The sequence below is a fragment of the Pseudomonas sp. BN411 genome (genome assembly GCF_029871235.1).
Lineage (GTDB): Bacteria > Pseudomonadota > Gammaproteobacteria > Pseudomonadales > Pseudomonadaceae > Metapseudomonas.
The window spans coordinates 36,479-62,326 of sequence record NZ_SSOM01000019.1 but is presented as its reverse complement, the minus strand read 5'-3'; the positions used below and the strand labels follow the sequence as shown (position 1 = coordinate 62,326).

The 25,848-nt window shown below is 63.0% G+C and carries 25 protein-coding genes; 11 read left to right on the top strand and 14 right to left on the bottom strand.

The annotated features are described in order from the left end of the window. Positions 1–188: 188 nt before the first annotated feature. A complete protein-coding gene (gene aroE, locus E8F06_RS01145) occupies positions 189–1,016 on the bottom strand; it encodes a shikimate dehydrogenase (RefSeq protein ID WP_280363376.1) in 828 nt (275 codons plus the stop codon). Continuing rightward, positions 1,013–1,933, bottom strand: a complete 921-nt coding sequence (hemF, locus tag E8F06_RS01140; RefSeq protein ID WP_280363375.1) for an oxygen-dependent coproporphyrinogen oxidase — start codon at positions 1,931–1,933, stop codon at positions 1,013–1,015. The genes aroE and hemF overlap by 4 nt, the downstream gene beginning before the upstream one ends. Positions 1,934–2,069: 136 nt before the next feature. Here hemF and E8F06_RS01135 point away from each other — a divergent pair, with 136 nt between their 5' ends. After that, a complete protein-coding gene (locus E8F06_RS01135) occupies positions 2,070–3,047 on the top strand; it encodes an NADPH:quinone reductase (protein WP_280363372.1) in 978 nt (325 codons plus the stop codon). Here the strand turns inward: E8F06_RS01135 and E8F06_RS01130 are convergent. From E8F06_RS01130 to E8F06_RS01120, 3 genes are all read right to left on the bottom strand, one after another. After that, a complete protein-coding gene (locus E8F06_RS01130) occupies positions 3,037–3,591 on the bottom strand; it encodes a Sua5/YciO/YrdC/YwlC family protein (RefSeq protein ID WP_280363370.1) in 555 nt (184 codons plus the stop codon). The genes E8F06_RS01135 and E8F06_RS01130 overlap by 11 nt on opposite strands. 41 nt (positions 3,592–3,632) lie before the next feature. After that, complete coding sequence (gene dprA / locus E8F06_RS01125) at positions 3,633–4,727, bottom strand: DNA-processing protein DprA (RefSeq protein WP_280363367.1); 1,095 nt, start codon at positions 4,725–4,727, stop codon at positions 3,633–3,635. 83 nt (positions 4,728–4,810) lie between these two features. Next, positions 4,811–5,836, bottom strand: a complete 1,026-nt coding sequence (locus tag E8F06_RS01120) for a LysM peptidoglycan-binding domain-containing protein (RefSeq protein WP_280363366.1) — start codon at positions 5,834–5,836, stop codon at positions 4,811–4,813. A gap of 142 nt (positions 5,837–5,978) precedes the next feature. Here E8F06_RS01120 and def point away from each other — a divergent pair, with 142 nt between their 5' ends. The 5 genes from def to E8F06_RS01095 are packed head-to-tail and all read left to right on the top strand — an operon-like array spanning position 5,979 to position 10,516. Beyond that, the gene (gene def / locus E8F06_RS01115) at positions 5,979–6,485 is read left to right on the top strand and encodes a peptide deformylase (RefSeq protein ID WP_280363363.1); all 507 of its coding nucleotides are present in this window, start codon (positions 5,979–5,981) and stop codon (positions 6,483–6,485) included. 55 nt (positions 6,486–6,540) lie between these two features. Then, positions 6,541–7,485 carry a methionyl-tRNA formyltransferase gene (gene fmt, locus E8F06_RS01110; protein ID WP_280363361.1) on the top strand — a complete coding sequence of 315 codons (945 nt, stop codon included), beginning with the start codon at positions 6,541–6,543 and terminating at the stop codon, positions 7,483–7,485. Further along, positions 7,482–8,795: a 16S rRNA (cytosine(967)-C(5))-methyltransferase RsmB gene (gene rsmB, locus E8F06_RS01105; RefSeq protein ID WP_280363359.1), complete on the top strand. Its 1,314-nt coding sequence runs from the start codon at positions 7,482–7,484 to the stop codon at positions 8,793–8,795. Before fmt ends, rsmB begins: the two co-directional genes overlap by 4 nt. A gap of 11 nt (positions 8,796–8,806) precedes the next feature. Further along, the gene (gene trkA, locus E8F06_RS01100; RefSeq protein WP_280363356.1) at positions 8,807–10,180 is read left to right on the top strand and encodes a Trk system potassium transporter TrkA; all 1,374 of its coding nucleotides are present in this window, start codon (positions 8,807–8,809) and stop codon (positions 10,178–10,180) included. Between the two features lie 12 nt (positions 10,181–10,192). After that, entirely contained in the window at positions 10,193–10,516 is a 324-nt protein-coding gene (locus E8F06_RS01095; RefSeq protein WP_280363355.1) for a tetratricopeptide repeat protein, read from the top strand. A gap of 98 nt (positions 10,517–10,614) precedes the next feature. On the opposite strand, the gene E8F06_RS01090 is transcribed toward E8F06_RS01095, so the two are convergent. From E8F06_RS01090 to E8F06_RS01080, 3 genes are all read right to left on the bottom strand, one after another. Then, entirely contained in the window at positions 10,615–10,881 is a 267-nt protein-coding gene (locus tag E8F06_RS01090) for a PilZ domain-containing protein (RefSeq protein ID WP_280363353.1), read from the bottom strand. 118 nt (positions 10,882–10,999) lie between these two features. Continuing rightward, positions 11,000–11,887: a lysophospholipid acyltransferase gene (locus E8F06_RS01085; RefSeq protein WP_280363351.1), complete on the bottom strand. Its 888-nt coding sequence runs from the start codon at positions 11,885–11,887 to the stop codon at positions 11,000–11,002. A 60-nt stretch (positions 11,888–11,947) separates the two neighbouring features. Further along, positions 11,948–12,499, bottom strand: a complete 552-nt coding sequence (locus tag E8F06_RS01080; RefSeq protein WP_280363348.1) for a DNA-3-methyladenine glycosylase I — start codon at positions 12,497–12,499, stop codon at positions 11,948–11,950. A gap of 82 nt (positions 12,500–12,581) precedes the next feature. On the opposite strand from E8F06_RS01080, the gene glyQ reads away from it, so the two are divergent. The 4 genes from glyQ (at position 12,582) to E8F06_RS01060 (ending at position 16,953) form a co-directional block, all read left to right on the top strand. After that, positions 12,582–13,529 (top strand): glycine--tRNA ligase subunit alpha, encoded by a 948-nt coding sequence (gene glyQ, locus E8F06_RS01075; RefSeq protein WP_179061470.1) that lies wholly within the window; start codon positions 12,582–12,584, stop codon positions 13,527–13,529. Next, positions 13,526–15,571, top strand: a complete 2,046-nt coding sequence (gene glyS, locus E8F06_RS01070; protein ID WP_280363344.1) for a glycine--tRNA ligase subunit beta — start codon at positions 13,526–13,528, stop codon at positions 15,569–15,571. The genes glyQ and glyS overlap by 4 nt, the downstream gene beginning before the upstream one ends. Positions 15,572–15,643: 72 nt before the next feature. Beyond that, a complete protein-coding gene (gene gmhB / locus E8F06_RS01065; RefSeq protein WP_280363341.1) occupies positions 15,644–16,174 on the top strand; it encodes a D-glycero-beta-D-manno-heptose 1,7-bisphosphate 7-phosphatase in 531 nt (176 codons plus the stop codon). A gap of 14 nt (positions 16,175–16,188) precedes the next feature. Continuing rightward, positions 16,189–16,953 carry a lysophospholipid acyltransferase family protein gene (locus E8F06_RS01060; protein ID WP_280363339.1) on the top strand — a complete coding sequence of 255 codons (765 nt, stop codon included), beginning with the start codon at positions 16,189–16,191 and terminating at the stop codon, positions 16,951–16,953. A gap of 134 nt (positions 16,954–17,087) precedes the next feature. On the opposite strand, the gene E8F06_RS01055 is transcribed toward E8F06_RS01060, so the two are convergent. The 6 genes from E8F06_RS01055 to dnaA all read right to left on the bottom strand — a co-directional run bounded on the left by E8F06_RS01055 (position 17,088) and on the right by dnaA (position 25,176). Then, entirely contained in the window at positions 17,088–17,282 is a 195-nt protein-coding gene (locus tag E8F06_RS01055) for a hypothetical protein (protein ID WP_280363337.1), read from the bottom strand. Positions 17,283–18,037: 755 nt separating this feature from the next. After that, the gene (locus tag E8F06_RS01050; protein WP_280363334.1) at positions 18,038–18,892 is read right to left on the bottom strand and encodes a hypothetical protein; all 855 of its coding nucleotides are present in this window, start codon (positions 18,890–18,892) and stop codon (positions 18,038–18,040) included. Positions 18,893–19,048: 156 nt separating this feature from the next. Beyond that, a complete protein-coding gene (gene gyrB / locus E8F06_RS01045) occupies positions 19,049–21,469 on the bottom strand; it encodes a DNA topoisomerase (ATP-hydrolyzing) subunit B (RefSeq protein WP_280363332.1) in 2,421 nt (806 codons plus the stop codon). Then, the gene (gene recF / locus E8F06_RS01040; RefSeq protein ID WP_280363329.1) at positions 21,466–22,572 is read right to left on the bottom strand and encodes a DNA replication/repair protein RecF; all 1,107 of its coding nucleotides are present in this window, start codon (positions 22,570–22,572) and stop codon (positions 21,466–21,468) included. Before recF ends, gyrB begins: the two co-directional genes overlap by 4 nt. 7 nt (positions 22,573–22,579) lie before the next feature. Then, complete coding sequence (gene dnaN, locus E8F06_RS01035) at positions 22,580–23,683, bottom strand: DNA polymerase III subunit beta (protein ID WP_280363327.1); 1,104 nt, start codon at positions 23,681–23,683, stop codon at positions 22,580–22,582. A gap of 29 nt (positions 23,684–23,712) precedes the next feature. Next, the gene (gene dnaA, locus E8F06_RS01030) at positions 23,713–25,176 is read right to left on the bottom strand and encodes a chromosomal replication initiator protein DnaA (RefSeq protein ID WP_280363324.1); all 1,464 of its coding nucleotides are present in this window, start codon (positions 25,174–25,176) and stop codon (positions 23,713–23,715) included. 526 nt (positions 25,177–25,702) lie between these two features. Here dnaA and rpmH point away from each other — a divergent pair. Next, complete coding sequence (gene rpmH / locus E8F06_RS01025; RefSeq protein WP_003290924.1) at positions 25,703–25,837, top strand: 50S ribosomal protein L34; 135 nt, start codon at positions 25,703–25,705, stop codon at positions 25,835–25,837. Positions 25,838–25,848: the final 11 nt, after the last annotated feature.

The following is a 25,848-nucleotide window of genomic DNA, read 5'->3' as shown; positions in this document are numbered from 1 at the left end:
GCTTCGCCCTATCAATGGTGGGCTGAAGCCCACCCTACGCTCCTGTCTGTAGGATGGGTGGAGCGGAGCGATACCCATGCTGCTGCGCAGAGCCTGATGGGTATCCCATCCTACCTAAGCCACATCGCTCGGCGTGCCCGGATTGCACGCCGTAGGGTGGGCTTCAGCCCACCGAAAACGACGCGATCCTATCCCTGCGCCAGCTGGCGGCGCAGCTCGGCCAGCACCGGTGCGCTGTCCGGCAGCACGCCGCGCCACAGCAGGAAGGCTTCGGCTGCCTGCTCCACCAGCATCCCCAGGCCATCGAGGGTGCGCGCGGCGCCGTGTTCGGCAGCCCAGCGGTTGAAGGCAGTCATTTCCTTGCCGTACATCATGTCGTAGCAGACGGTGTGGCCCGGTTTGATCAGGCTCGGCGAGATGGGGGGCAGGTCGCCGGCGAGACTTGCCGACGTGCCGTTGATGATCAGGTCCACCGGCTCTTCCAGCCAGTCGAAACCGCTGGCGGATACCGGCCCGAGGTCAGCGAACAGCTGGGCCAGGGCTTCGGCCTTTCCCACGGTGCGGTTGGCGACCACCAGGGCAGCCGGCTTCTCGGCCAGCAGCGGCTCGATCACACCGCGAGCGGCGCCACCAGCGCCCAGCAGGAGGATGCGCTTACCGGCCAGATCGAGACCGGCGTTGCGGGTGAGGTCACGCACCAGGCCGGCGCCGTCGGTGTTGTCGCCGAGCAGGCTGCCGTCATCCAGCTTCTTCAGGGTATTCACCGCACCAGCGCGCTGGGCGCGAGCACTGAGGCTGCCGGCCAGCTGGTAGGCCTGCTCCTTGAACGGAACGGTGACGTTACCGCCCTTGCCCGTGGCGAAGAACTGCCGGGCGCAGCCGGTGAAGTCATCCAGAGGCGCCAGCACGGCTTCATAGGTGAGCTGCTGGCCGGTCTGTTCGGCGAACAGGCCGTGGATCAGCGGCGACTTGCTGTGGCCGATGGGGTTGCCGAAGACACAGTAGCGATCGGTCACAGCCCTGCCTCCCCGAGCCAGTCGCGATCCTTGAGGAAGTACTCGGTCAGGCGCGCTTCCTCGCTGCCCGGCTCGGGTTTCCAGTCATAGCCCCAGCGCACGTGCGGCGGCAGGGACATGAGGATGGACTCGGTGCGGCCACCGGACTGCAGGCCGAACAGGGTGCCGCGGTCGAACACCAGGTTGAACTCCACGTAGCGGCCACGGCGGAAAGCCTGGAACTCGCGCTGCTGCTCGGTGAAGGGGGTGTCCTTGCGCTTCTTCAGGATCGGCAGGTAAGCCTCCAGGTAGGCATCGCCGATGGCGCGCATGAAGGCGAAGCTGGTGTCGAAGTCCCACTGGTTCAGGTCGTCGAAGAACAGGCCGCCGATGCCACGCGGCTCGTTGCGATGCTTGAGGTGGAAGTAGCGGTCGCACCATTCCTTGTAGCGCGGATAGACGTCGGCGCCGAAGGGCGCGCAGGCGTCGCGGGCCACCTGGTGCCAGAACACGCAGTCTTCTTCGACGGCGTAGTAGGGGGTCAGGTCGAAGCCGCCGCCGAACCACCAGACCGGCTCTTCGCCTTCCTTCTCGGCGCAGAAGAAACGCACGTTGGCGTGGGAGGTGGGTACGTGGGGGTTTTCCGGGTGGATCACCAGGGACACGCCGAGCGCCTGGAAGCCACGGCCGGCCAGTTCCGGACGGTGGGCACTGGCCGATGGCGGCAGGTTGGCGCCGAATACGTGGGAGAAATTCACGCCACCCTTCTCGATCAGCGCGCCGTTCTCGATCACCCGCGTACGGCCACCGCCACCGGCAGGACGGGTCCAGGCGTCCTCGTAGAAACCGGTCTTGCCATCCTCGGCCGCGAGCGCGGCGCAGATGCGGTCTTGCAGATCGAGCAGGTAGGCCTTCACGGCCTCGATACGGTCAGTCACGTGGTCAACCCTGGAAGCAGGTGGAGTGGCGGAAAAATGAGCAGGCAAGCATACCACCGCCCGAGGGGCCTGGTGGCTTGACGGGAATCAAGGCGAGGCGTTGGATGGGAGCTTTTCCGACCAGGAGGTTGCAAGCATGGCCAAACGCATCCAGTTCTCCGCCTACGGCGGTCCGGAAGTCCTCGAGTTCGCGGACTACCAGCCTGCAGAGCCGGGGCCGCAGGAAGTGCGCGTGCGCAACCGCGCCATCGGCCTGAACTTCATCGACACCTATTACCGCAGTGGCCTCTACCCGGCACCGAACTTCCCCACCAGCCTGGGCACCGAAGGGGCCGGCGAGGTGGAGGCGGTGGGCAGCGCGGTGACCCAGTTCAAGGTGGGCGATCGCGTCGCCTATGCCACCGGCCCGTTGGGCGCCTACAGCGAATTGCACGTGCTGCCGGCGGACAAACTGGTGCGCCTGCCGGAGGGCATCAGCTTCGAACAGGCCGCGGCGGTGATGCTCAAGGGCCTGACCGTGCAGTACCTGCTGCGCCAGACCTTCCCGTTGCAGGGCGGCGAAACCATCCTCTTCCACGCCGCGGCCGGCGGGGTGGGGCTGATCGCCTGTCAGTGGGCCCGCGCCCTTGGCGTGAAGCTGATCGGCACCGTCAGCTCGGCGGAAAAGGCCGCGCAGGCCAAGGCCAACGGTGCCTGGGCGACCATCGACTACAGCCATGAGAACGTGGTGCAGCGGGTGCAGGAGCTCACCAATGGCGCCAAGTGCCCGGTCGTCTACGACTCGGTAGGCAAGGACACCTGGGAAACTTCGCTGGACTGCGTGGCACCGCGTGGCCTGATGGTCAGCTTCGGCAACGCCTCGGGGCCGGTGACCGGGGTGAACCTGGGCATCCTGGCGCAAAAGGGCTCGCTCTTCGTCACCCGGCCGACGCTGTTCGGCTACGCCAGCACGCCGGAACGCCTGCAGGCCATGGCCGATGAGCTGTTCGGGCTGATCGCCGACGGGCGCATCAAGGTGGAGGTGAACCAGCGCTTCGCCCTGGCCGACGCTGCCAAGGCGCACACCGCCCTGGCCAGCCGCCAGACCACCGGTTCGACCGTGCTTATCCCCTGAGCACGCGCCCGCTGGCCAGGTCGCGGATCACGCTGGGGTTGCGCCGCCCACCGAGGGCGCCCCCCAGCACCGCGTCCAGTTCGTCGCCGAAGTACTGCTGGACGCGCAGGCGCGAGTACGCGGCGGGACGGCCCGACGGGTTGGCGGAGGTGGAAACCAGCGGCCCGGTGAGGGCGCAGAGGTCGCGCACCAGCGGATGGTCGCTGACGCGCAGGGCGACGCTGTCGTGCTGGCCTGTGATCCACTCCGGCAGCAGGTCCTGATGCGGCACCAGCCAGGTGTTGGGGCCCGGCCAGGTGCTGGCGAGCTTGTCGATCCAGGCATCCGGCAGGCCTTCGAGGAGGAAGTCGAACTGGCGGATGTTGTCCGCCACCAGGATCACGCCCTTCTCCACGGGACGCTCCTTGAGCGCCAGCAGGCGATACACCGCGTCCTCGTTCCACGGGTCGCAGCCCAGGCCCCAGACCGCCTCGGTGGGATAGGCGATGACCCCGCCTTCACGCACGATCCGCGCCACTTGCTGCACACGCCAACTGCTGACCATCACCCGCTCCCGCAATACTGGATCGCTAAAGTGTACAGGGCTCAACCTTGGCGATGCACCCAGCAGCCCGCCTCACGGGCGACGCGCCCCAGCAGTTCCAGGTCGGTGAGTTCGGCGAGCACGCGCGGCAGTTCCCAGCCGCTGGCAACGGCCAGGGCTTCGCTGCTGTAGGGCGCCGCGCGCAGCAGATCGAGCAGCGGATGCTCCGCTTGAAGGGGCGCCTTGATCCGCGGTTCGGACGCCACCGTCTGCCAGCCACGCAGCGCTTCGAGGATGTCTTCGACCTTCTCCACCAGCGCCGCGCCTTCGCGAATCAATTGGTGACAGCCACGGGCGCCGGGATGGTGAATGGAACCGGGGATGGCGTAGACCTCGCGCCCCTGCTCGGCGGCCAGGCGCGCGGTGATCAGAGATCCGCTGGAGGGGCTGGCTTCCACCACCAGAACGCCGAGGGACAGCCCACTGATGATGCGATTACGCCGCGGAAAGTTGGCCGGCTGAGGCGGACATTCCAGCGGCAGTTCGGACACCAGCGCGCCGCCTTCATCAACGATGCGCGCCGCCAGGCCACGGTGGCGATTGGGGTAGACGCGTTCGAGGCCGGTGCCGAGCACCGCCACCGTCGCACCCTTGACCTCCAGCGCGCCCAGATGGGCAGCACCATCGATGCCCAGGGCCAGGCCACTGGTAATGACGAAGCCACCACCGGCGAGGCTGCGGGCAAAGGCACGGGCGGTATCCAGCCCGGCTGCCGAAGCGCGGCGGCTGCCGACCATGGCCAGTTGCGGGCGCTCCAGCAGGGACGCATCACCGGCGACATACAGGAGCGGCGGCGCGTTGCCGAGTTCGGCCAGCAGAGCGGGGTAGGCGGGATCGTCCCAGCACAGCAGCTGGTGACCGGGCCGCTCCTGCCAAGCCAGGGCGCGGGCGGCCGCGTCACGAATCTCCGGGCTACGTCGTGGGTCGGTGGAGGCTTCTGGAAGGCCCAGCGAGCGCCAGGCAGAGGCCGGGGCGCTGAGTGCTGCGGAGGCGGAACCAAAAGCCTGGATCAGGCGACGGAAACGGGCGGGGCCGAGTTCGGGGAGGTGATGAAGACGAAGGCGAGCTTCCAGCTCGGCAGGGGAGATTGATGGCATTCGATCGGTCCTTGATCGCGCCGCAATCGCGGCAGAACAGCCATCAATACAACAAGCCCCCGCATGGCGGGGGCTTGGAGGTGTTACGGGTTGTGTACCTTGTCCAGCACCGCCAGCTGGCGGGTGGCGGCGAGCACCAGGCCGTAGCTGAGCTTGTCATAGGTGCGGAACACCATCAGCAGGCCGGCGCGCTCGTCCGGGACCTTGATGAACTCGTCGGTGATGCGGTCACGGACGGTTTCGCCGGTCTTGTAGACCGCCAGCACGTTGCCTTCGACCAGGCCGTCGCGCCTGCCCTTGTTGATGGTGACCACATCGAACTGGCCGATCTGGGTCACGCCGCGCGGTACATCGAGGATCACGCCGCTGATGTCGCGATCCGGCGCGCTGGGCATGAAGGTGGAATTGATCGCGCGTTCCTCGGTGGGGAACAGGCGGTCGCCCAGGCGGACTTCCTGGGTGGAGCGGGTCAGTTGCAGGGTGCCGATATCACCCTCGTCGGCCACCATCTCGCCGCCGCCGATATCGTCGGCGTTGATGCCGAGGAATTCCTGGGTTTCCGGATCCAGGTAGGTCTTGCCCTGGCGGAAGATGCCGTAGGCCGGCTGCTCGTGAGAGAAGTTGCCACGGGCATAGACGCGATCACCAGCGCCGCTGACCACGCGTTCGGCGTTGCCGGCGACGATGTAGGGCGCGCCTTCGAATTCCTTGGGATCGTCGATGATGCGGTTGCTCAGCAGGAAGGCGTTGATGGCTTCCAGCGGAATGGCCGGGATGGCTTCGGCCATCGGCGTGCTGCGCACGGTCGGCGACAGTTTGATGGTGCCGCGGGACGCGCCGCGGTTCAGCATCAGGCGCGGCTGGCCATCGACGTAGACCAGGCTGAGCACGTCGCCGGGATAGATCAGGTGCGGGTTTTCGATCTGCGGGTTAGCGTGCCAGATCTCCGGCCATTTCCATGGCTGGCTCAGGAACTTGCCCGAGATATCCCAGAGCGTGTCGCCTTTGACGACGGTATATCGCTCCGGATGCCCATCCTTGAGTTCCACCGCAGCCTGGGTCAGGCCACTGGCGGCCAGGAGCAGCAGGGCGAGTAGTGATTTCCTCATGCGGTGAATCCCTTTATTATGTTCATTCACATGAAACGCCCTGAGAGCCGCCCCAACCGGGCTCTGCAGCCGTTTTTTCGATGCTGCGCACCATCTTAGCAGCGGATTTTCAACTTATTCCACAAGTGCATCACAAACGCATATGGCGATTCTGAACATTCTCGAATTCCCCGATCCGCGGTTGCGCACCATTGCCAAACCGGTGGAGGTGGTCGACGACTCCATCCGCAAGCTGATCGACGACATGTTCGAAACCATGTACGACGCTCCCGGTATCGGCTTGGCAGCCACCCAGGTGAACGTCCACAAACGTGTGGTGGTGATGGACCTGTCGGAAGACAAATCCGAGCCACGGGTCTTCATCAACCCCGAATTCGAGTCCCTGACCGACGAGATGGACCAGTATCAGGAAGGCTGCCTTTCGGTACCGGGTTTCTATGAAAACGTCGATCGTCCGCAGAAGGTGAAGATCAAGGCCCTGGACCGCGATGGCCAGCCCTATGAACTGATCGCCGAAGGACTGCTCGCCGTGTGCATCCAGCACGAGTGCGACCACCTCAACGGCAAGCTCTTCGTCGACTACCTGTCGTCCCTCAAGCGCGACCGCATCAAGAAGAAGCTGGAAAAGCAGCACCGCCAACAGGCTTGATTCCCCCGATCCAAAGGCTTGCCCCGGCAAGCCTTTTCTTTTTGGTGACTTCCCCATGACCGAGCCACTGCGCCTCGTCTTCGCCGGCACCCCCGAGTTCGCCGCCGAGCACCTCAACGCCCTGCTGGGCTCCCGCCACCAGGTCATCGCCGTCTACACCCAGCCGGACCGCCCGGCCGGTCGCGGCCAGAAGCTGATGCCGAGCCCGGTCAAGCAACTGGCGGTCGAACACGGCATTCCGGTGCTGCAGCCGCCGACCCTGCGTGATCCGGCCGCCCAGGCCGAGCTCAAGGCCCTCGGCGCCGACCTGATGGTGGTAGTTGCCTATGGCCTGATCCTGCCGCAGGTGGTGCTCGACACCCCGCGCCTGGGCTGCATCAACAGCCACGCCTCGCTGCTGCCACGCTGGCGCGGCGCGGCGCCGATCCAGCGCGCGGTGCAGGCGGGCGACGCGGCAAGCGGCGTCACCGTAATGCAGATGGAGGCGGGCCTCGACACCGGTCCGATGCTGCTCAAGGTCACCACCCCGATCAGCGCGGAAGACACTGGCGGCAGCCTGCACGACCGCCTCGCGCAACTGGGTCCGAAGGCCGTGCTGGAAGCCATCGAAGGTCTCGCCGCCGGCACCTTGAAAGGCGAAGTGCAGGACGACGCCCTGGCCAACTACGCCCACAAGCTGAACAAGGATGAGGCGCGCCTCGACTGGAGCCGCCCGGCGGTGGAGCTGGAGCGCCTGGTTCGCGCCTTCAACCCCTGGCCCATCTGCCACAGCACTCTCGACGGCGAGCCGCTGAAAGTGCTCGCCGCCGCGCTGGGCGATGGCAAGGGCGCGCCCGGCCAGATCCTCGCCGCCAGCAAGGACGGCCTGACCGTGGCCTGTGGCGAGGGCGCCCTGCGCCTGACCCGCCTGCAATTGCCCGGCGGCAAGCCGCTGAACTTTGCCGACCTCTTCAACAGCCGTCGCGAGCAGTTCGCCGTGGGCAAGGTGCTGGGCGCATGAATCCACGTCTCGCCGCCGCCCGAGCCCTGGCCGCGGTGCTCTCAGGCAAGGCTTCCCTCGGCGGGAGCCTGCCGCCGCAACTGGACAAGGTGGAGCCTCGCGATCGCGCCCTGGCCCAGGACCTCGCCTTTGGTGCCGCGCGCTGGCAACCGCGCCTCGCTGCCCTGGCCGAGCGTCTGCTGCAGAAGCCGTTCAAGTCCGCCGACAAGGATGTGGAGGCGCTGCTGCTGGTCGGCCTCTACCAGCTCTTCTACACCCGCATTCCCGCCCATGCCGCCATCGGCGAGACCGTCGGCTGCTCGGACAAGCTGAAGAAGCCCTGGGCCAAGGGCCTGCTCAACGCCGTGCTGCGCAACGCCCAGCGCCAGGGCGAAGCGATCTTCGCCGAGCTCGAACGCGATCCGGCGGCGCGTACTGCCCACCCACGCTGGTTGCAGAAGGCCCTCAAGGCCGCCTGGCCGGAACATTGGGAAGCGGTCTGCGCGGCGAACAACGCCCATCCGCCGCTGATCCTTCGGGTCAATCGCCGCCACGGCAGCCGCGACGCCTACCTGGCCGAGCTGCAACAGGCCGGCATCGCAGCCGAACCCTGCACCTTCAGCCGCGACGGCATCCGCCTCATCGAAGCCTGCGACGTGAAAACCCTGCCGGGCTTCTCCGAAGGGCGCGTCAGCGTGCAGGACGAAGCCGCACAGCTGGCGGCCGACCTGCTGGAACTGGCGCCCGGACAGCGTGTGCTGGACGCCTGCTGCGCCCCCGGCGGCAAGACCTGCCACGTGCTGGAGGCCGAAGCGGACCTCGCCGAAGTGGTGGCGGTGGACCTGGAAGAAAGCCGCCTGGTCCGCGTGCGGGAAAACCTCGACCGGCTGGGCCTGGATGCGAAGCTGATCGCCGCCGACGGCCGCGCTACCGCCAGCTGGTGGGACGGCAAACCGTTCCAGCGCATCCTCCTCGACGCGCCCTGTTCGGCTACCGGCGTAATCCGCCGCCACCCGGACATCAAGCTGACCCGCAAGGAAGAAGACATCGCCGCCCTGGCTCAGCTCCAGGGCGAGCTGCTGGACGCCCTCTGGCCGACATTGGAAGTGGGTGGCGTGCTGCTCTATGCCACCTGTTCCACCCTGCCACGGGAGAACAGCGACAACATCGCCGCATTCCTCGCCCGCACCCCCGGCGCCCGCGAACTGGATATCCCCGGTCCCTTCGGATTGAAACAACCCCATGGCCGCCAATTGCTGGCGCAGGAAGACGGCCATGACGGTTTCTACTATGCCAAGCTGATCAAGATCGCCGCCTCGCCACGCGGCTAACGGAGCTAGCAGTGAAGATCATCATTCTCGGTGCGGGCCAGGTGGGCGGTACGCTTGCCGAACACCTTTCCGACGAGGCCAACGACATTACGGTGGTGGACACCGACGGTGACCGCCTGCGCGACCTCGGCGACCGCCTCGACATCCGAACCGTGCAGGGCCGAGGCTCCTTTCCCACCGTGCTGCGCCAGGCCGGTGCCGACGATGCCGACATGCTGGTGGCGGTGACCAACAGCGACGAAGTGAACATGGTCGCCTGCCAGGTGGCCTACACCTTCTTCCACACCCCGACCAAGATCGCCCGGGTACGGGAAGCGGCCTACCTGACCCGCGCCGGCCTGTTCGACAACGAAGCCATTCCGGTGGACGTGCTGATCAGCCCCGAGCAGGTGGTGACCAACTACATCAAGCGCCTGATCGAATACCCCGGTGCCCTGCAGGTGATCGACTTCGCCGAAGGCAAGGCCCAGCTGGTGGGGGTCAGGGCTTACTACGGCGGGCCGCTGGTGGGCCAGGAGCTGCGCCAGATCCGCGAGCACATGCCCAACGTAGACACCCGCGTGGCCGCCATCTTCCGCCGCAACCGGCCGATCCTGCCCAAGGGCGATACCGTGATCGAGGCCGATGACGAAGTCTTCTTCATCGCCGCCAAGGCGCACATCCGCGCGGTGATGAGCGAGCTGCGCCGCCTGGAAGACAGCTACAAGCGCGTGGTGATCGCCGGCGGCGGCCATATCGGCGAGCGCCTGGCCGAAGCCATCGAGAGCCGCTACCAGGTGAAGATCATCGAGATGAACCCGGCACGCTGCCGCCATCTCTCGGAAGTCCTGGACAGCACCATCGTGCTCCAGGGCAGCGCCTCCGACCGCGACCTGCTGGTGGAAGAGAACATCAGCGACGCGGACATCTTCCTCGCCCTGACCAACGACGACGAGGCCAACATCATGTCCTCGCTGCTGGCCAAACGCCTGGGCGCGCGCAAAGTGATGACCATCATCAACAACCCGGCCTACGTGGACCTGGTGCAGGGCGGCGATATCGACATCGCCATCAGCCCGCAGCTGGCCACCATCGGCACCCTGCTGACCCACGTGCGCCGCGGCGACATCGTCAGCGTGCACTCCCTGCGTCGTGGTGCGGCCGAAGCCATCGAAGCCATCGCCCATGGCGACGCCAAGTCGAGCAAGGTGGTGGGCAAGATGATCGAAGAAATTGCCCTGCCACCGGGCACCACCATCGGCGCCATCATTCGTGACGAGGAAGTGCTGATCGCCCACGACGACACCGTGATCGAATCCGGCGACCACGTGATCCTGTTCCTCGTGGACAAGAAGTACATCCGTGACGCCGAGCGGTTGTTCCAGGTGGGCCTGACCTTCTTCTAAGGAGCACGTCCCATGCTCGAAGGACTGGAAAAGATGCTGGCCAAGGGTGTGGATAACCCGCTGCTGCGCTTCGGCCTGGGCAAGGGTTACCTCGACCAGGGCGATGCAGCCCAGGCTGCTCTGCACCTGCGCCGTTGCGTCGAGCAGGACCCCAAGTATTCCGCCGCCTGGAAGCTGCTGGGCAAGGCCCTGGAAGCGAACGGAGACCTCGCCGCCGCCCGCGCCGCCTGGACCGAAGGCCTCGCGGCCGCCCAGGCCCATGGCGACAAGCAGGCGGAGAAGGAAATGACGGTGTTCCTCAAGCGCCTGGACAAGCGGGGCGGCGCGTCGGCCTGATCGACTCTGCCCGCGCGATTAGAGGTTGCACAGAACGGCGCAAGGCCGAGAAGCGATTAGGGGGGAGACTGAGGTAGGTGGTCTTGCCTGGAGGGGAATCAACCTTCCGTCAGGAAACGAAAGCCGGCGCCCTCGGCATCCGCCCGCATCACTTCCATCGCCAGGACAGGTGCCTCGAAGGGCAGGTCCTGCACCTGGCCGCGGACGATGCTGCCGGCGGGAAGGGCCGCCAGGTCCGGATGGCGGACATAGACGCCGCCATCGGAGAGGTCGCGGGTCTGGGCAACCAGCTCACCGAAGGTCGGGTGGCTGATCTTGATCCTGCATTTCATCGGAGTTCGGGGAAATTGCCGCTGGTTCGCCATGGGATCGCATCGTCCTGAGCCGGTGAGTTGCCGACGTTAACGATGTATCAAATCTGGAACAACCCTTTCTCGAGCCGCATAAGGGCCACAAAAAAGGCGCCTCTCGGCGCCTTTTTCGTCAATACCACTTCTTCTCGCCCTCGGGGCGCTTCTTGAAGCGTTTCATGCTCCACATGTACTGGGTCGGGTAGGCCCGTACGTACTTCTCCACCACCTGGCTCATGGCCGCGACGCCTTCTTCAACGTTCTCGCTGTACATGCCTTCGGGCGCGGCTTCGAGGATCACCTTGAAGCCCGAACCATCGGGCAGGCGCAGGGCATGCAGGAATACGCCGCGCGCCTTGCCGCCGGCCAGCATGCCGGGAACGAACTTGCTGGTCAGTGCCTGGGTGCCGAGGAAGGGCACGAAGACGCCAGCCGAGAGGCTCGGCTCAGGGTCGGCGGGGATGCCCACCGCGCCACCTTTGCGCACTTCCTTGATCACGCTGAGGATGCCTTCCTTGGTGGAAGGCGCCACGCGGTTGCCCAGCTGAACGCGCTGCTTCTGCAGCAGATCGTCCACCGCCTTCAGCTTCGGCGGGCGGTAGAAGATGATGGGTTTGCACTGGGCGCAGTAGAAGTGATTGAGCACTTCCCAGTTGCCCAGGTGGCTGGTGATGCCCACTACGCCCTTGCCGCTGGCCAGGGCCTCATGCAGCACGTGCAGGCCTTCCACTTCGCGCACCAGGCCGATGGACTTCTCCGCCGGCCAGATCCAGGCACAGGCGCTCTCGGTGAAGGTCTTGCCGATATCCTTCAGGCTCTGGCCCACACGCTGTTCTAGTTCGGCCGGCGACAGCTCGGGAAAGCACTTGGACAGGTTGATCCGCACCACTTCGCGGGAACGGTTCGGCAGTTTCCACATCAGCCAGCCGATGGTGGCGCCGACCGCTTGCACGGCGCGCCACGGGAGCAGGGCAAAGAGGCGCAGGAAACCGACGACCAGCGCGCCTTTCAGCTTATCCACAGGCATCTCCAGTAGATCGAAAAGCGCGCATTCTACCCTCGCCGCGTGAACGATGCCGCCTCAGGCGGTCAGTTCACGGTAACGGTCGCAGTCCGTGGTGTGATCCATGACCATGCCAGCGGCCTGCATGAAGGCGTAGCAGATGGTCGGACCGACGAAGGTGAAACCGGCTTTCTTCAAGGCCTTGCTCATGGCCTCCGCCTCCGGCGTTACTGCCGGCACCTGGCCGCGCTCGCTGAAGTGATTGATCTTCGGCTTGCCACCGACGAACGACCAGAGCAGCGCCACCGGGTCGTCCTGGCGCAGCCAGGCCTGGGCGTTCTGCCGGGCAGCCTTGAGCTTGAGGAAGTTGCGGATGATGCCCGGGTCCTGCATCAGCGTCTCGATTTCCTCGTCGCTCATCACCGCCAGGCGCTTCGGGTCGAAACCGAACAGCACCTCGCGGTAACGCTCACGCTTCTTCAGCACGGTGATCCACGAAAGGCCGGCCTGGAAGCCTTCCAGCAGGAGCAGTTCGAAGAGCGCCGCCGGGTCCTTCAGCGGTACGCCCCATTCGGTGTCGTGGTAGGCGATATAGAGGGGGTCGTCATTGCACCAGAAGCAGCGTGGCATAAGGCTTTCCATGCGGTTGCGGCGGGGTCGGATCGGGTATACTCCGGCATTTTCCGTCGAAGACCCAGCACAGGTGAAATTCGTGAGCCAGACTACGCCCGCCGTGCGCACCTTCCAAGACCTGATCCTCGCCCTGCAGCAATACTGGGCCGAGCAGGGCTGCGTGGTGCTCCAGCCCTACGACATGGAAGTGGGCGCCGGTACTTTCCACACCGCCACCTTCCTCCGCGCCATCGGCCCGGAGACCTGGAACGCCGCCTACGTGCAGCCGTCCCGCCGTCCGACCGACGGCCGCTACGGCGAGAACCCCAACCGCCTGCAGCACTACTACCAGTTCCAGGTGGTCCTCAAGCCCAACCCGGAGAACTTCCAGGAGCTGTACCTCGGCTCGCTGAAGGCCATCGGCGTCGACCCGCTGGTGCATGACATCCGTTTCGTCGAGGACAACTGGGAATCCCCGACCCTCGGCGCCTGGGGCCTGGGCTGGGAAATCTGGCTGAACGGCATGGAAGTCACCCAGTTCACCTACTTCCAGCAGGTGGGCGGCATCGAGTGCTACCCGGTCACCGGCGAGATCACCTACGGTCTCGAGCGCCTGGCCATGTACATCCAGGGCGTCGACTCGGTGTACGACCTGATCTGGGCCGACGGCCCCTTCGGCAAGGTCACCTATGGCGATGTGTTCCACCAGAACGAAGTGGAGCAGTCGACCTACAACTTCGAGCACGCCAACGTCGAGAAGCTGTTCGAGCTGTTCGACTTCTACGAAAGCGAAGCGAACCGCTTGATCGAGCTGCAGCTGCCGCTGCCGACCTACGAGATGGTCCTCAAGGCCTCCCACACCTTCAACCTGCTGGACGCCCGCCGCGCCATCTCGGTGACCGAGCGCCAGCGCTACATCCTGCGCGTGCGCACCCTGGCCCGCGCCGTGGCGCAAAGCTACCTGCAGGCGCGCGCGCGTCTCGGCTTCCCCATGGCCACTCCCGAACTGCGTGACGAAGTACTGGCCAAGCTGGAGGCTCAAGAATGAGTGCACAAGATTTCCTGGTAGAGCTGGGCACTGAAGAGCTGCCTCCCAAGGCCCTGAAAACCCTGGGTGACGCCTTCCTCGGCGGCATCGAGCAAGGCCTCAAGGCCGCCGGCCTGGGCTATGCCAAGGCCCAGGTATTCGCCGCCCCGCGCCGTCTGGCCGTGCTGGTGGAGCAACTGGCCACCCAACAACCCGATCGCAGCGTCAACCTCGACGGTCCGCCGATCCAGGCTGCCTTCGACGCTGAAGGCAAGCCGACCCAGGCCGCACTGGGCTTCGCCCGCAAGTGCGGTGTCGACCTGGAGCAGATCGACAAGAGCGGTCCGAAGCTGAAGTTCAGCCAGTCCATTCCCGGCCAGCCCGCCGCGGGCTTGCTGCCGGGTATCGTCGAAACCTCCCTGGCTGCCTTGCCGATTCCGAAACGCATGCGCTGGGCCGCTCGCCGCGAAGAGTTCGTCCGTCCGACCCAGTGGCTGGTCATGCTGTTCGGCGACGACGTGGTGGATTGCGAGATCCTCACCCAGAAAGCCGGTCGTGAATCCCGTGGCCACCGTTTCCACAATCCGGACAACATCCGTATCAGCAAGCCTTCCACCTATCTGGAAGACCTGCGCAGCGCCCACGTGCTGGCCGACTTCGCCGAACGCCGCGAGATCATCGCCAAGCGTGTGGCCGAACTGGCTGCCGAACAGAACGGCACTGCCGTGGTGCCCGCCGACCTGCTGGACGAAGTGACTGCCCTGGTCGAGTGGCCGGTGCCGCTGGTGTGCTCCTTCGAGGAGCGCTTCCTCGCCGTACCCCAGGAGGCCCTGATCTCCACCATGCAGGACAACCAGAAGTACTTCTGCCTGCTGGATACCAACGGCAAGCTGCTGCCGCGCTTCATCACCGTGGCCAACGTGGTCAGCAAGGACCCGGCGCAAATCGTCTCCGGTAACGAGAAGGTGGTTCGCCCGCGCCTCACCGACGCCGAGTTCTTCTTCAAGCAGGACAAGAAGCAGAAGCTCGAAGTCTTCAACGAGCGCCTGAAGAACGTGGTGTTCCAGGCTCAGCTCGGTACCGTCTACGAGAAAGCAGAACGCGTATCCCGCCTCGCGGGTTTCGTGGCCGAGCAGATCGGCGCCGATCCGGCCCGCGCTGCGCGCGCCGGCATCCTCGCCAAATGCGACCTGGCCACCGAGATGGTCGGCGAATTCCCGGAAATGCAGGGCATTGCCGGCTATTACTACGCGACCAACGACGGTGAGCCGGAAGACGTCGCCAAGGCGCTGAACGAGCAGTACATGCCCCGTGGCGCCGGCGCCGAGCTGCCGCAGACCCTCACCGGCGCCGCCGTTGCCGTGGCCGACAAGCTGGACACCCTGGTGGGTATCTTCGGCATCGGCATGCTGCCCACCGGCAGCAAGGACCCCTTCGCCCTGCGCCGCCAGGCCCTGGGCGTCCTGCGCATCCTGATCGAGAAGCAGCTGAACCTCGACCTCGCCGCAGCCGTCGCCTTCGCCATCGACCTCTACGGTTCCAAGGTGAAATCCGAAGGCCTTGCGGAGCAAGTGCTGGAGTTCGTCTTCGACCGCCTGCGCGCCCGCTATGAGGACGAAGGTGTGGACGTGGCCGTGTACCTCTCGGTACGCGCCCTGCAGCCGTCCTCGGCCCTGGACTTCGACCAGCGCGTGCAGGCCGTCCAAGCCTTCCGCAAGCTGCCGGAAGCGGCGGCCCTGGCTGCCGCCAACAAGCGCGTGTCCAACCTGCTGAGCAAGGCCGAAGGCAATGTTCCCGGCAGCGTCGACAATGCCTTGCTGCAGGAAGCTGCCGAGCAGGCCCTGGCCAAGGCCGTGGCCGACGCCGAGCAGGCCCTGGCGAGCGCCAGCAGCTACCGCGAAACCCTGGAGCGCCTGGCCAGCCTGCGCGAGCCGGTGGACAGCTTCTTCGAAGCGGTACTGGTCAACGCCGAAGACGCCGCCGTTCGTGGCAATCGCTATGCGCTGCTGGCCAAGCTGCGCGGCCTGTTCCTGGGCGTAGCGGACATCTCGGTACTGGGCTAAGGCAAGCCCGTGGGCCGGAGGTCCGAGGCAGCATGCTTCGGGCGCTCCGGCTCCACGCTTCAGGCGTCGTTCATGAAACTACTGATTCTCGACCGCGACGGAGTCATCAACGAGGACTCCGACGACTACATCAAATCCCTTGAGGAATGGATCCCCATTCCCAGCGCCATCGCGGCCATCGCCCGCCTGAGCAAGGCCGGCTGGACCGTCGCCGTGGCCACCAACCAATCCGGTATCGCGCGCGGTTACTACGACCTTGCCACCCTGGACTCCATGCATGCCCGCCTGCGCGAGTTGGTGGCGGAGCAGGGCGGCGAACTCGGCATCATCCAGTACTGCCCGCACGGCCCCGACGAAGGCTGCGATTGCCGCAAGCCGCGCCCCGGCATGCTCAACCGCATCGCCGCGCACTATGGCGTGGACCTTGCTGGAATCTGGTTCGTCGGCGACAGCAGTGGTGACCTGGAAGCCGCGCTGGCCGTCGATTGTCAGCCCGTTCTGGTGAAGACCGGCAAGGGCGAACGCACACTGGCTAAAACCTTGCCAGCGGGCACCCTGGTATTCGACGATCTTGCGGCGGTTGCCGCGCATCTCCTTCAGTAAGGTCAACAGCTCCCATGACGACAGTGCAGGCCATCAGAACCTTCCTTTTCTACCTGCTGCTGTCGCTTAGCGCCTTCATCTGGGGCACGTTGAGCCTCTTTTTCGCGCCTTTCATGCCATTTCGCGCGCGCTACCGCTTCATCGTCTGGCGCTGGTGCCGATTTGCCGTCTGGCTGGCAAAGGTGATGGTAGGCATCCGCTATGAAGTGAAAGGCATGGAGAACGTTCCGGCACAGCCTTGCGTGATCCTCGCCAAGCACCAGAGCACCTGGGAAACCTTCTTCCTCTCCGGCGCTTTCGAGCCCCTGAGCCAGGTGGTCAAGCGTGAGCTGCTGCGCGTGCCCTTCTTCGGCTGGGCGATGGCGCTGATGAAGCCCATCGCCATCGATCGCAGCAACCCCAAGGCAGCCCTCAAGCAGCTTGCAGCGCAAGGCGACGAACGCCTCAAGCAGGGTGCCTGGGTGCTGATCTTCCCTGAGGGCACCCGTGTGCCGGTCGGCCAGATGGGCAAGTTCTCCCGCGGTGGCGCGGCCCTGGCGGTGAATGCCGGGCTACCTGTCCTGCCGGTGGCACTCAATGCCGGGCACTTCTGGCCGAAGGAAGGTTGGGCTAAGCGCCCGGGCACCATCCAGGTCGTGATCGGTCCAGTGATGTATGCCGAAGGTGAGGGGCCAAGGGCCATCGCCGAGCTGAATGAGCGGGCTTTTACCTGGGTGGAAGCGACTCAGCGCGAGTTGGAAGGTCCGCAAACCACCGCCAAGGTCGAGACCCCAGCCTGATCTGTGGATAAGCTGTGAACAAAATTTTGGCGAATCGCCGAAATCACAGCTCAAGCCCCTGATTTACAAGGCTTTGCGTTTCACAATAAAGCTTAGCGAGAAAGTGCATAACGATTTCTCGCAAGGCACCAGCGCTATCCCTTCAGATACTTCGAATCGAGGGCGTTGAAGCAGCGGATGATCCGCTCGCGAGCAACGCCTGGGAAGGTCTTCTCGGTCAGCACCACCAACACCGACGCCTTGACCCGCCCCGACCGCAGCTGCCGCATCATGTAGGCGCCAATTTCTTCATCGGTGATGCTCGGTGCATCTTCCTGGTGCTCGTCCATCCCACTTCTCCTCTAGGGCCTCCAGGGCCTCTGCAAGCCGTTCCAGACTACGCTTCCCAGCCACGCACGCCCACGCCCCATCCCGAGCGCAGAACGAGCGAGAGCACGCTATCTGAATGAGCTGGGAGATGGAGGAAAGGGAAGTTTACGAAAGCCGGAAAGCACTGAGGGGAGCCGAAGCTCCCCTCAAATGGTTTTTCATTCTTGTTGTTGTTCTTATTAAGTATTCGTTGTTGTTCTTCGCTACTGGCTACTAGCGAGCCAGAATTGGCTGGTCCCAACATGGACCGAGGGCAAACGGATTTTTTTGGACGCTGATCATGCCATCGTCATTTCTGAACCAACCAGAGCGCCGCTACCTTGAGGTAGTTTTATTGTTCTATTGCTCCAGTCACCGGATGCGGAACGGCACACCCTGTCCAAAAAAATCGGTTTGCTTCTTCTCTGGGCTGTTGTTGTTGTTTTGTCAGAGTCGAAAACTTTCTTTTTGAAGCTTTTTATTGTTGTTGTGCCATATATAGAGCACACCTCGTGCCAACTTTTATAAAACACTTATAAATCAATAAGTTATCAAAATCATTCATTTCATAAACGCAATTCCTTGCCCTAAAATGTTCCCTTACGACCCGTCCGGGTACCCGCGGCCCGAGTCGTGGGTAACACTCGAAGCCCCCTTCCCCAGCCAGAGTGTTACCCCCTGTTTCCGGCATGTAACTCATTGCCGTAGAACGAATTTTCTCGCTCGACCAGTTGCTTCATGCCGCCCTGAGCAACGCCTTGATCCAATCCAGTGGCGCTTGCTCTCCGAGCGTGTCGAAGACGAACTCCTGGCCTCGATATGCACTGTTCAGCATGCAACGATCACCAGCAGTGGTCCATCGATTTGGATTCCGGTGAAAGCTCAATCCTGATCGCTCTGCACTGGGAGCAAACCATGCCGGCACCTGCCAGCGCGTCTGTAGCGTCGAATCAGGTGCCGTCAGCACCAGGCGCTCGTCCAGGATCCGAAAGTTTCCGGCTCCCGAAACGTACTCCGACAGACCGTCGAGACAAAGCCTTTCCGTAGCCACATACAGGGTATTGCTGGCGTCCTGGCCGTAGGCAAAGTGTGGGTGGTAGCGCGCCCAGGGCATCGCGTCGGTGGGTACATCGTCGACCTTTAGAATCTCGCCAACCTGCAACCATCCCCAGATCACCTGGCGGGCGGGCTGACCGGGGCTGAAACGCCAATCGCCATGCCTCGTTTCTTCGACTGGACGAAAGGAGCCGAAGAAAAGGAACAGGTCCCCCTCGGCAACGCCCTCATTGCGCAAATGCCCTTGGGCGCTACCGCTTTGGCCCAGCATTGGCATCCAGCCCGGTAGGCGGGGCAGGGCGTCGGGTCGCAGGTCTGGGTCCAGATGTGCACGCCGATGATGCCAGCCCGCCTCGCGATTCAGTCCGTTCACCACGTCACCCAGGCTGATGCCGTCAAAGGCGATATCACCAAAGGAGATGGCAGACTCCGGGTCTGGAATGGGTAATGAACAGAGTCGCCCATCCGGAAAGATCGGGCTCGGACAACCGCCAGCGGATGAATCGAAGCCTTTACGGCTCAGGATGATGCGCATCGCTGGATTTCCTCCACCTGTCCTGCACTATTCTGGCAGCGCGCCATGGCACAAACCACGTGTCCCTTTCTTGGGAAACGGGCAGAAATTATCGCCTTTCAAAAACAAAAACCCCCGGCACTGGCCGGGGGGTTTCTTCTTCTGGCGTAGCTTGTGTCAGACGTCGAGGTTGGACACCGCGAGGGCGTTGCTCTCAATGAAGTCACGACGCGGTTCCACAGCATCACCCATCAGGGTGTTGAAGATCTGGTCCGCGGCAATGGCGTCTTCGATGGTGACCTTGAGCATGCGACGGACGTTCGGGTCCATGGTGGTTTCCCACAGCTGCTCGGGGTTCATCTCACCCAGACCCTTATAGCGCTGGATGGTGTGACGCTTGGTGCTTTCAGTCATCAGCCAGGCCAGGGCTTCCTTGAAGGTGGCCACCGGCTTCTTGCGCTCGCCACGCTGGACGAAGGCACCGTCTTCCAGCAGATTGTTGAGCTGGTCGCCCAGTTCGGTCACCTGGCGGTAGTCGTTGCTGGCGAAGAAGTCGCGGTTGAAGGTGATGTAGTGAGACAGACCATGGGCGGTCTGTTCCACTTCCGGCAGCCACAGGTGACGCTCACGATCTTCGCGCAGGCTGGCGGTGTAGGTCAGGCCAGACTTCTCGGCGGCCTTCAGACGCGCCTGGAATGCTTCCAGCCAGTTCTGCATTACCGCCTGGTCGGAGAGCTGCTCCACGCCAACGCGAGGCAGGTAGATCATGTGCTCGGTCAGCTCCTGCGGGTACAGGCGCGACAGACGCTTCAGGGTACGCATCACATTGCGGTAGTCGTTCACCAGGCGTTCAAGAGCCTCACCGGAAAGGCCCGGTGCGTTCTCATTGACGTGCAGGTTGGCGTCTTCCAGGGCGGACTGGGTCATGTATTCATCCATGGCCTCGTCATCCTTGATGTACTGCTCCTGCTTGCCCTTCTTGACCTTGTACAACGGCGGCTGAGCGATGTAGATGTAGCCGCGCTCAACCAGCTCCGGCATTTGACGGAAGAAAAAGGTCAGCAGCAGCGTACGGATGTGCGAACCGTCGACGTCGGCGTCGGTCATGATGATGATGTTGTGGTAACGCAGTTTGTCGATGTTGTATTCCTCGCGGCCGATCCCACAACCCAATGCAGTGATCAGGGTGCCGACTTCCTGCGAGGACAGCATCTTGTCGAAACGCGCTTTTTCCACGTTGAGGATCTTGCCTTTGAGCGGCAGGATCGCCTGGGTCTTGCGGTTACGACCTTGTTTGGCCGAGCCACCCGCAGAGTCACCCTCCACGATGTACAGTTCGGAAAGGGCAGGGTCCTTCTCCTGGCAGTCAGCCAGTTTGCCCGGCAGACCTGCGATATCCAGGGCGCCCTTGCGGCGGGTCATCTCACGGGCCTTGCGTGCGGCTTCACGGGCACGTGCGGCATCGATCATCTTGCCGACCACTGCCTTGGCTTCGTTCGGGTTTTCCAGCAGGAAGTCGGCAAAGTACTTGCCCATTTCCTGTTCAACGGCGGTCTTCACCTCCGAAGAAACCAGCTTGTCTTTGGTCTGGGAACTGAACTTGGGATCCGGCACCTTCACCGAAATAATGGCGGTCAGGCCTTCACGAGCATCGTCACCGGTGGTGGCGATCTTGTACTTCTTCGCCAGGCCTTCCTGCTCGATGTAGTTGTTCAGATGACGAGTGAGGGCAGAGCGGAAGCCTGCCAGGTGGGTACCACCGTCACGCTGGGGAATGTTGTTGGTGAAGCAGAGGATGTTTTCGTTGAAGCTGTCGTTCCACTGAAGGGCAACTTCTACACCAACACCATCTTCTTCGCGCTGGACATTGAAGTGGAACACTTCGTTGACGGCAGTCTTGTTGGTGTTCAGGTACTCGACGAAGGCTTTCAAACCGCCTTCGTACTTGAACATTTCCTCTTTGCCGCTGCGCTCGTCGCGCAGCACGATGCCCACGCCAGAGTTCAGGAAGGACAGCTCACGGATACGCTTGGCCAGGATGTCCCAACTGAAGTGAATGTTGGTGAAGGTCTCGGCAGAAGCCTTGAAGTGCACCTCGGTGCCCGTGCCTTCGGTTTCACCCACAGGGCGCAGCGGGAACTGCGGTACGCCGTGATGATAGATCTGTTCCCAGACCTGGCCTGCACGGCGAATGGTCAGGCGCAGTTCTTCGGAGAGGGCGTTCACCACCGACACACCCACACCGTGCAGACCGCCGGAAACCTTGTAGGTGTTGTCGTCGAATTTACCGCCAGCGTGCAGCACGGTCATGATGACCTCGGCGGCAGAAACCCCTTCTTCCTTATGGATATCCACCGGAATGCCACGGCCGTTGTCGCGAACGGTGATGGATTCATCGGTGTGGATGGTAATGCTGATTTCCGAGCAGAAGCCGGCAAGTGCTTCGTCGATCGAGTTGTCGACGACCTCGAACACCATGTGGTGCAGACCTGTCCCATCATCGGTGTCGCCGATGTACATACCGGGGCGTTTGCGTACGGCATCCAGTCCCTTCAGCACCTTGATGCTGGAAGAGTCGTACGTGTTGTTCTCGCTCATGCTTCACTCCCGATGTTCGTGGGGCTGATACAGCCATGTTCCACGTGGAACATGGCGACCGGCGTATCCATGCGCCAGCCGTCCCTCAGAAATTCATGGTCAACGCAGGTGATGAACACCTGGCAATCCAAATCTTCCAGCAATCGACAAAGTGCCTGTCGATGCTGTTCGTCCAACTCTGACGGTAAGTCGTCAACTAGGTAGATGCACTGTCCGCGTTTCGCCTGATTGACGAGATGGCCCTGCGCAATTCGCAAAGCGCAGACAACCAGTTTCTGTTGGCCACGCGACAATATGTCAGCCGCGTTATGTGCACCTGAACGCAATCGCAGGTCAGCGCGTTGTGGCCCTGCCTGGGTGTGCCCGATCTGTTGGTCGCGGAGGAGGGAAGTGTTCAGCACTTCGGACAGCTCCCGATCCTTGTCCCAGCCGCGGTAGTAACTGAGCGTGAGACTATCGAGTTCCACAAGGTCAGCAAGAGTCCGTTCAAAGACCGGTTTCAATGCTTGGATATAGGCTCGGCGATACTGGTCGATTTCATCGCTGGCCAGGCAAAGCTCCCGGTCCCAAGCCGCCTGCGAAGCGGCGTCCAGTGTACCATGCCGGAGCCACGAGTTCCGCTGCCTCAGGGCCTTCTGCAGCCTTTGCCAGGCCGGCAAGAACCGAGGTTCCACGTGGAACACTCCCCAATCGAGGAACTGCCGGCGGATCTTCGGAGCCCCTTCCAGAAGGCGGAAACTGTCTGGATTGATAAGCTGCAACGGCAGTGCTTCGGCAAGTTGCGACGCGCTCCTGACGTTCTCTCCGTCGATGCGAATCTGAAACTCTCCCTGACGGTCCCGCGATATCCCCAGATTGCTCTGGCCACCCTCGGGATGGCCCACCTGACCAAACACGGTGCATGCAGGCTGCTCGTACTGAATGACGGGTTGCAATCGGGTACTGCGGAAGGAACGGGCGAGACCGAGAAGGTGAATGGCTTCAAGCAGGCTGGTCTTTCCGCTGCCGTTGGCGCCGTAGAGGATATTGATGCGGGGGGAGGGGGAGAGGGTCACCGGGTGCAGGTTGCGCACACCGGTGACCGAGATACGGCTGAGGGACATTGAGTCGTTACAGGCGCATCGGCATTACGACGTACGAGGAATCGTCGTTATCAGCTTCCTGCACCAGAGCGCTGCTGTTGGCGTCGGACAGGATCAAGCGAACCTGTTCGGTAGACATCACACCCAGCACGTCCAGGAGATAGCTCACGTTGAAGCCGATTTCCAGATTGCTGCCACCGTACTCAACGGCGACTTCTTCCTCGGCCTCTTCCTGCTCGGGGTTGTTGGCCTGGATTTTCAGCAGACCGGAAGCCAGGGTCAGGCGGATGCCACGATACTTCTCGTTGGAGAGGATCGCAGTCCGGCTGAATGCTTCACGCAGCGCCTGACGGTCGCCCACCACGAGCTTGTCGCCGCCACGCGGCAGCACACGCTCATAGTCCGGGAACTTGCCGTCGACCAGCTTGGAAGTAAAGGTGAACTCACCGGTGGTAGCACGGATGTGGTGCTGGCCGAGCACGATACGCACCTCACCATCCTGTTCGGTCAGGAGACGCGCCAGTTCGAGGATACCTTTACGCGGCACGATCACCTGGTGGCGATCCGCGGCTTCGATACCCGCCTGCATGGCGCACATCGCCAGGCGATGGCCATCGGTAGCGACAGCACGCAGGATACCGGCGTTAACTTCCAGCAGCATGCCATTGAGGTAGTAACGAACGTCCTGCTGGGCCATGGCGAAGCTGGTGCGCTCGATCAGGCGGCGCAGCTTGCTCTGCACCAGGCTGAAGTTCAGCGAACCCGGGCCTTCTTCCACCGTGGGGAAGTCGTTCGCCGGCAGGGTGGACAGGGTGAATCGGCTGCGGCCTGCCTTGATCAGGAGCTTCTGCTCATCGACGCGAATATCGATCAGCGCATCACCCGGCAGGCTCTTGCAGATGTCCATCAGCTTGCGCGCCGGTACAGTGATCTCACCTGGCTCCGCCGGCTCCTCCAGGGCAACGCGCCCAACCAGCTCGACCTCGAGGTCGGTGCCGGTCAACGACAGCTGTTGGCCTTCGACCACCAGCAGTACGTTGGAGAGGACCGGCAAGGTCTGGCGGCGCTCTACGACGCCGGCGACCAGTTGCAGGGGTTTCAACAGGGCTTCGCGTTGAATTGTGAAATGCATGGTCTAGTCCCTTGCCTCTTGGGCTGCGATCAGGTGGTCAATGTACGCAGCAGATTCTTGTAATCCTCGCGGATATCCGCGTCGGATTCCCTTAATTGCGCAATCTTACGACAGGCGTGGAGCACCGTGGTGTGGTCTCGTCCGCCGAATGCATCGCCGATTTCAGGCAGGCTGTGGTTGGTCAGTTCCTTGGACAACGCCATGGCAACCTGCCGTGGCCGAGCCACCGAGCGCGAGCGGCGCTTGGACAGCATGTCGGACATCTTGATCTTGTAGTACTCGACTACGGTGCGCTGGATATTGTCGATGCTGACCAGCTTGTCCTGCAGGGCCAGCAGGTCCTTCAGCGACTCGCGAATCAGCTCGATGGTGATATCCCGGCCCATGAAGTGGGCGTGGGCGATCACGCGCTTGAGCGCACCTTCGAGTTCGCGCACGTTGGAGCGGATGCGCTGGGCAATGAAGAACGCGGCATCGTGGGGCAGTTCGACCTTGGCCTGCTCGGCCTTCTTCATCAGGATCGCGACGCGGGTTTCCAGCTCCGGCGGTTCGACGGCCACCGTCAGACCCCAGCCGAAGCGGGATTTCAGGCGTTCTTCCAGGCCTTCGATTTCCTTCGGATAGCGGTCGCTGGTGAGAATCACCTGCTGACCACCTTCCAACAAGGCGTTGAAGGTGTGGAAAAACTCTTCCTGCGAGCGCTCCTTGCGGGCAAAGAACTGGATGTCGTCGATCAGCAGCGCGTCCACAGAGCGGTAGAAACGCTTGAACTCGTTGATGGCATTGAGCTGGAGGGCCTTGACCATGTCCGCAACGAAGCGCTCGGAATGCAGGTAAACCACCTTGGCATTCGGATTCTTCTTCAGCAGATGGTTACCCACAGCATGCATCAGGTGAGTCTTGCCGAGACCAACGCCGCCGTAGAGGAACAGCGGGTTGTAGCCGTGCTTCGGATTGTCCGCTACCTGCCAGGCCGCAGCGCGGGCCAGCTGGTTCGACTTGCCCTCGACGAAATTCTCGAAGGTGAAGGTACGGTTCAGGTAGCTGGTGTGCTTGAGCGCACCTTCCACCTGTACGGAGCGCTCGGTCCGAATCGCCGGTGCGGGCACGACAGAAGCCAACGGATCGAGGTTGTCGCGGGTTTCTTCCACGGTCTCGATGCGCATCTGCGGCGGTGCGACTGGAGCAGGCGGGGGCGGCGCCATGACCGGTGGCGGGGGAGGCGGAGCCTTCCGCGGAGCCGGGCTGCGCTTGCTGCCTATTAATAAGGAAAGGGCAGGCGCCATGCCATTGCCCCGTTCGCCGAGCAACTCGAGGAGCCGCCCCATGTACTTCTCGTTGACCCAATCGAGCACGAACCGGTTCGGCGCGTACACGCGCAGTTCGTCTCCATCGGCTTCAACCTGCAATGGGCGGATCCAGGTGTTGAATTGCTGGGCAGGCAGCTCATCGCGCAGGAGTTCCACGCACTGCTGCCAAAGTTCCACTGACACGGATATCCCCCAAGTCGGAAAGGTGCCGGACGCAAAAAACAGCCGTCATTGTAGCTGCCACGGGGAGAGTTATCCACACGAAAGATGGCCAATGGTTGAATAAAATCAATGCGTTATTCACCGCGCCAGATCTCCCTTTGATTGGCATGAATCTTGTGGATAACCATGCGATAACCACCCTTTCAGCCTTGGGGAAAACGTCATGAACAACCTGCCTGTGGGTAAATCGACGATTCGCCCCCAGCTTCCACCCAGAAACCCCACAGCCGAATAACCGATTTTCGACAGGGTTGTTAGTAAGCTCATCAACAGGCAGCATGCGGGCCCCGATGAGTTTTCCACAGGCAGACCCGGGGCCCAGCTTTAAAAAACACAACCAGCCTTTCTTTAAAAATTCCTTCCTTTTATATTCTTTCGCTCGACGGCACTGGTTGGAAATTGACCTGCCCGCACCGTTTCACTAGAATTGCCGGTCTCTTTAAACGGGGGCCACTTCCGGCCCGTAGTGACCACCAGGTAAAGCATCATGAAACGCACTTTCCAACCCAGCACCATCAAGCGCGCTCGCACCCACGGTTTCCGTGCCCGCATGGCCACCAAGAACGGCCGTCAAGTCCTGTCGCGTCGTCGCGCCAAGGGCCGCAAGCGCCTGACCGTCTGATTATCCGGAAC

Excerpts from the sequence above, each read along its gene's own strand:
- E8F06_RS01135 (WP_280363372.1), top strand. The coding sequence starts at position 2,070 with ATGGCCAAACGCATCCAGTTCTCCGCCTACGGCGGTCCGGAAGTCCTC.
- E8F06_RS01130 (WP_280363370.1), bottom strand. The coding sequence starts at position 3,591 with ATGGTCAGCAGTTGGCGTGTGCAGCAAGTGGCGCGGATCGTGCGTGAA.
- dprA (WP_280363367.1), bottom strand. The coding sequence starts at position 4,727 with ATGCCATCAATCTCCCCTGCCGAGCTGGAAGCTCGCCTTCGTCTTCAT.
- E8F06_RS01120 (WP_280363366.1), bottom strand. The coding sequence starts at position 5,836 with ATGAGGAAATCACTACTCGCCCTGCTGCTCCTGGCCGCCAGTGGCCTG.
- def (WP_280363363.1), top strand. The coding sequence starts at position 5,979 with ATGGCGATTCTGAACATTCTCGAATTCCCCGATCCGCGGTTGCGCACC.
- fmt (WP_280363361.1), top strand. The coding sequence starts at position 6,541 with ATGACCGAGCCACTGCGCCTCGTCTTCGCCGGCACCCCCGAGTTCGCC.
- rsmB (WP_280363359.1), top strand. The coding sequence starts at position 7,482 with ATGAATCCACGTCTCGCCGCCGCCCGAGCCCTGGCCGCGGTGCTCTCA.
- E8F06_RS01095 (WP_280363355.1), top strand. The coding sequence starts at position 10,193 with ATGCTCGAAGGACTGGAAAAGATGCTGGCCAAGGGTGTGGATAACCCG.
- E8F06_RS01090 (WP_280363353.1), bottom strand. The coding sequence starts at position 10,881 with ATGGCGAACCAGCGGCAATTTCCCCGAACTCCGATGAAATGCAGGATC.
- E8F06_RS01080 (WP_280363348.1), bottom strand. The coding sequence starts at position 12,499 with ATGCCACGCTGCTTCTGGTGCAATGACGACCCCCTCTATATCGCCTAC.
- glyS (WP_280363344.1), top strand. The coding sequence starts at position 13,526 with ATGAGTGCACAAGATTTCCTGGTAGAGCTGGGCACTGAAGAGCTGCCT.
- gmhB (WP_280363341.1), top strand. The coding sequence starts at position 15,644 with ATGAAACTACTGATTCTCGACCGCGACGGAGTCATCAACGAGGACTCC.
- E8F06_RS01060 (WP_280363339.1), top strand. The coding sequence starts at position 16,189 with ATGACGACAGTGCAGGCCATCAGAACCTTCCTTTTCTACCTGCTGCTG.
- E8F06_RS01055 (WP_280363337.1), bottom strand. The coding sequence starts at position 17,282 with ATGGACGAGCACCAGGAAGATGCACCGAGCATCACCGATGAAGAAATT.
- E8F06_RS01050 (WP_280363334.1), bottom strand. The coding sequence starts at position 18,892 with ATGCGCATCATCCTGAGCCGTAAAGGCTTCGATTCATCCGCTGGCGGT.
- gyrB (WP_280363332.1), bottom strand. The coding sequence starts at position 21,469 with ATGAGCGAGAACAACACGTACGACTCTTCCAGCATCAAGGTGCTGAAG.
- recF (WP_280363329.1), bottom strand. The coding sequence starts at position 22,572 with ATGTCCCTCAGCCGTATCTCGGTCACCGGTGTGCGCAACCTGCACCCG.
- dnaN (WP_280363327.1), bottom strand. The coding sequence starts at position 23,683 with ATGCATTTCACAATTCAACGCGAAGCCCTGTTGAAACCCCTGCAACTG.
- rpmH (WP_003290924.1), top strand. The coding sequence starts at position 25,703 with ATGAAACGCACTTTCCAACCCAGCACCATCAAGCGCGCTCGCACCCAC.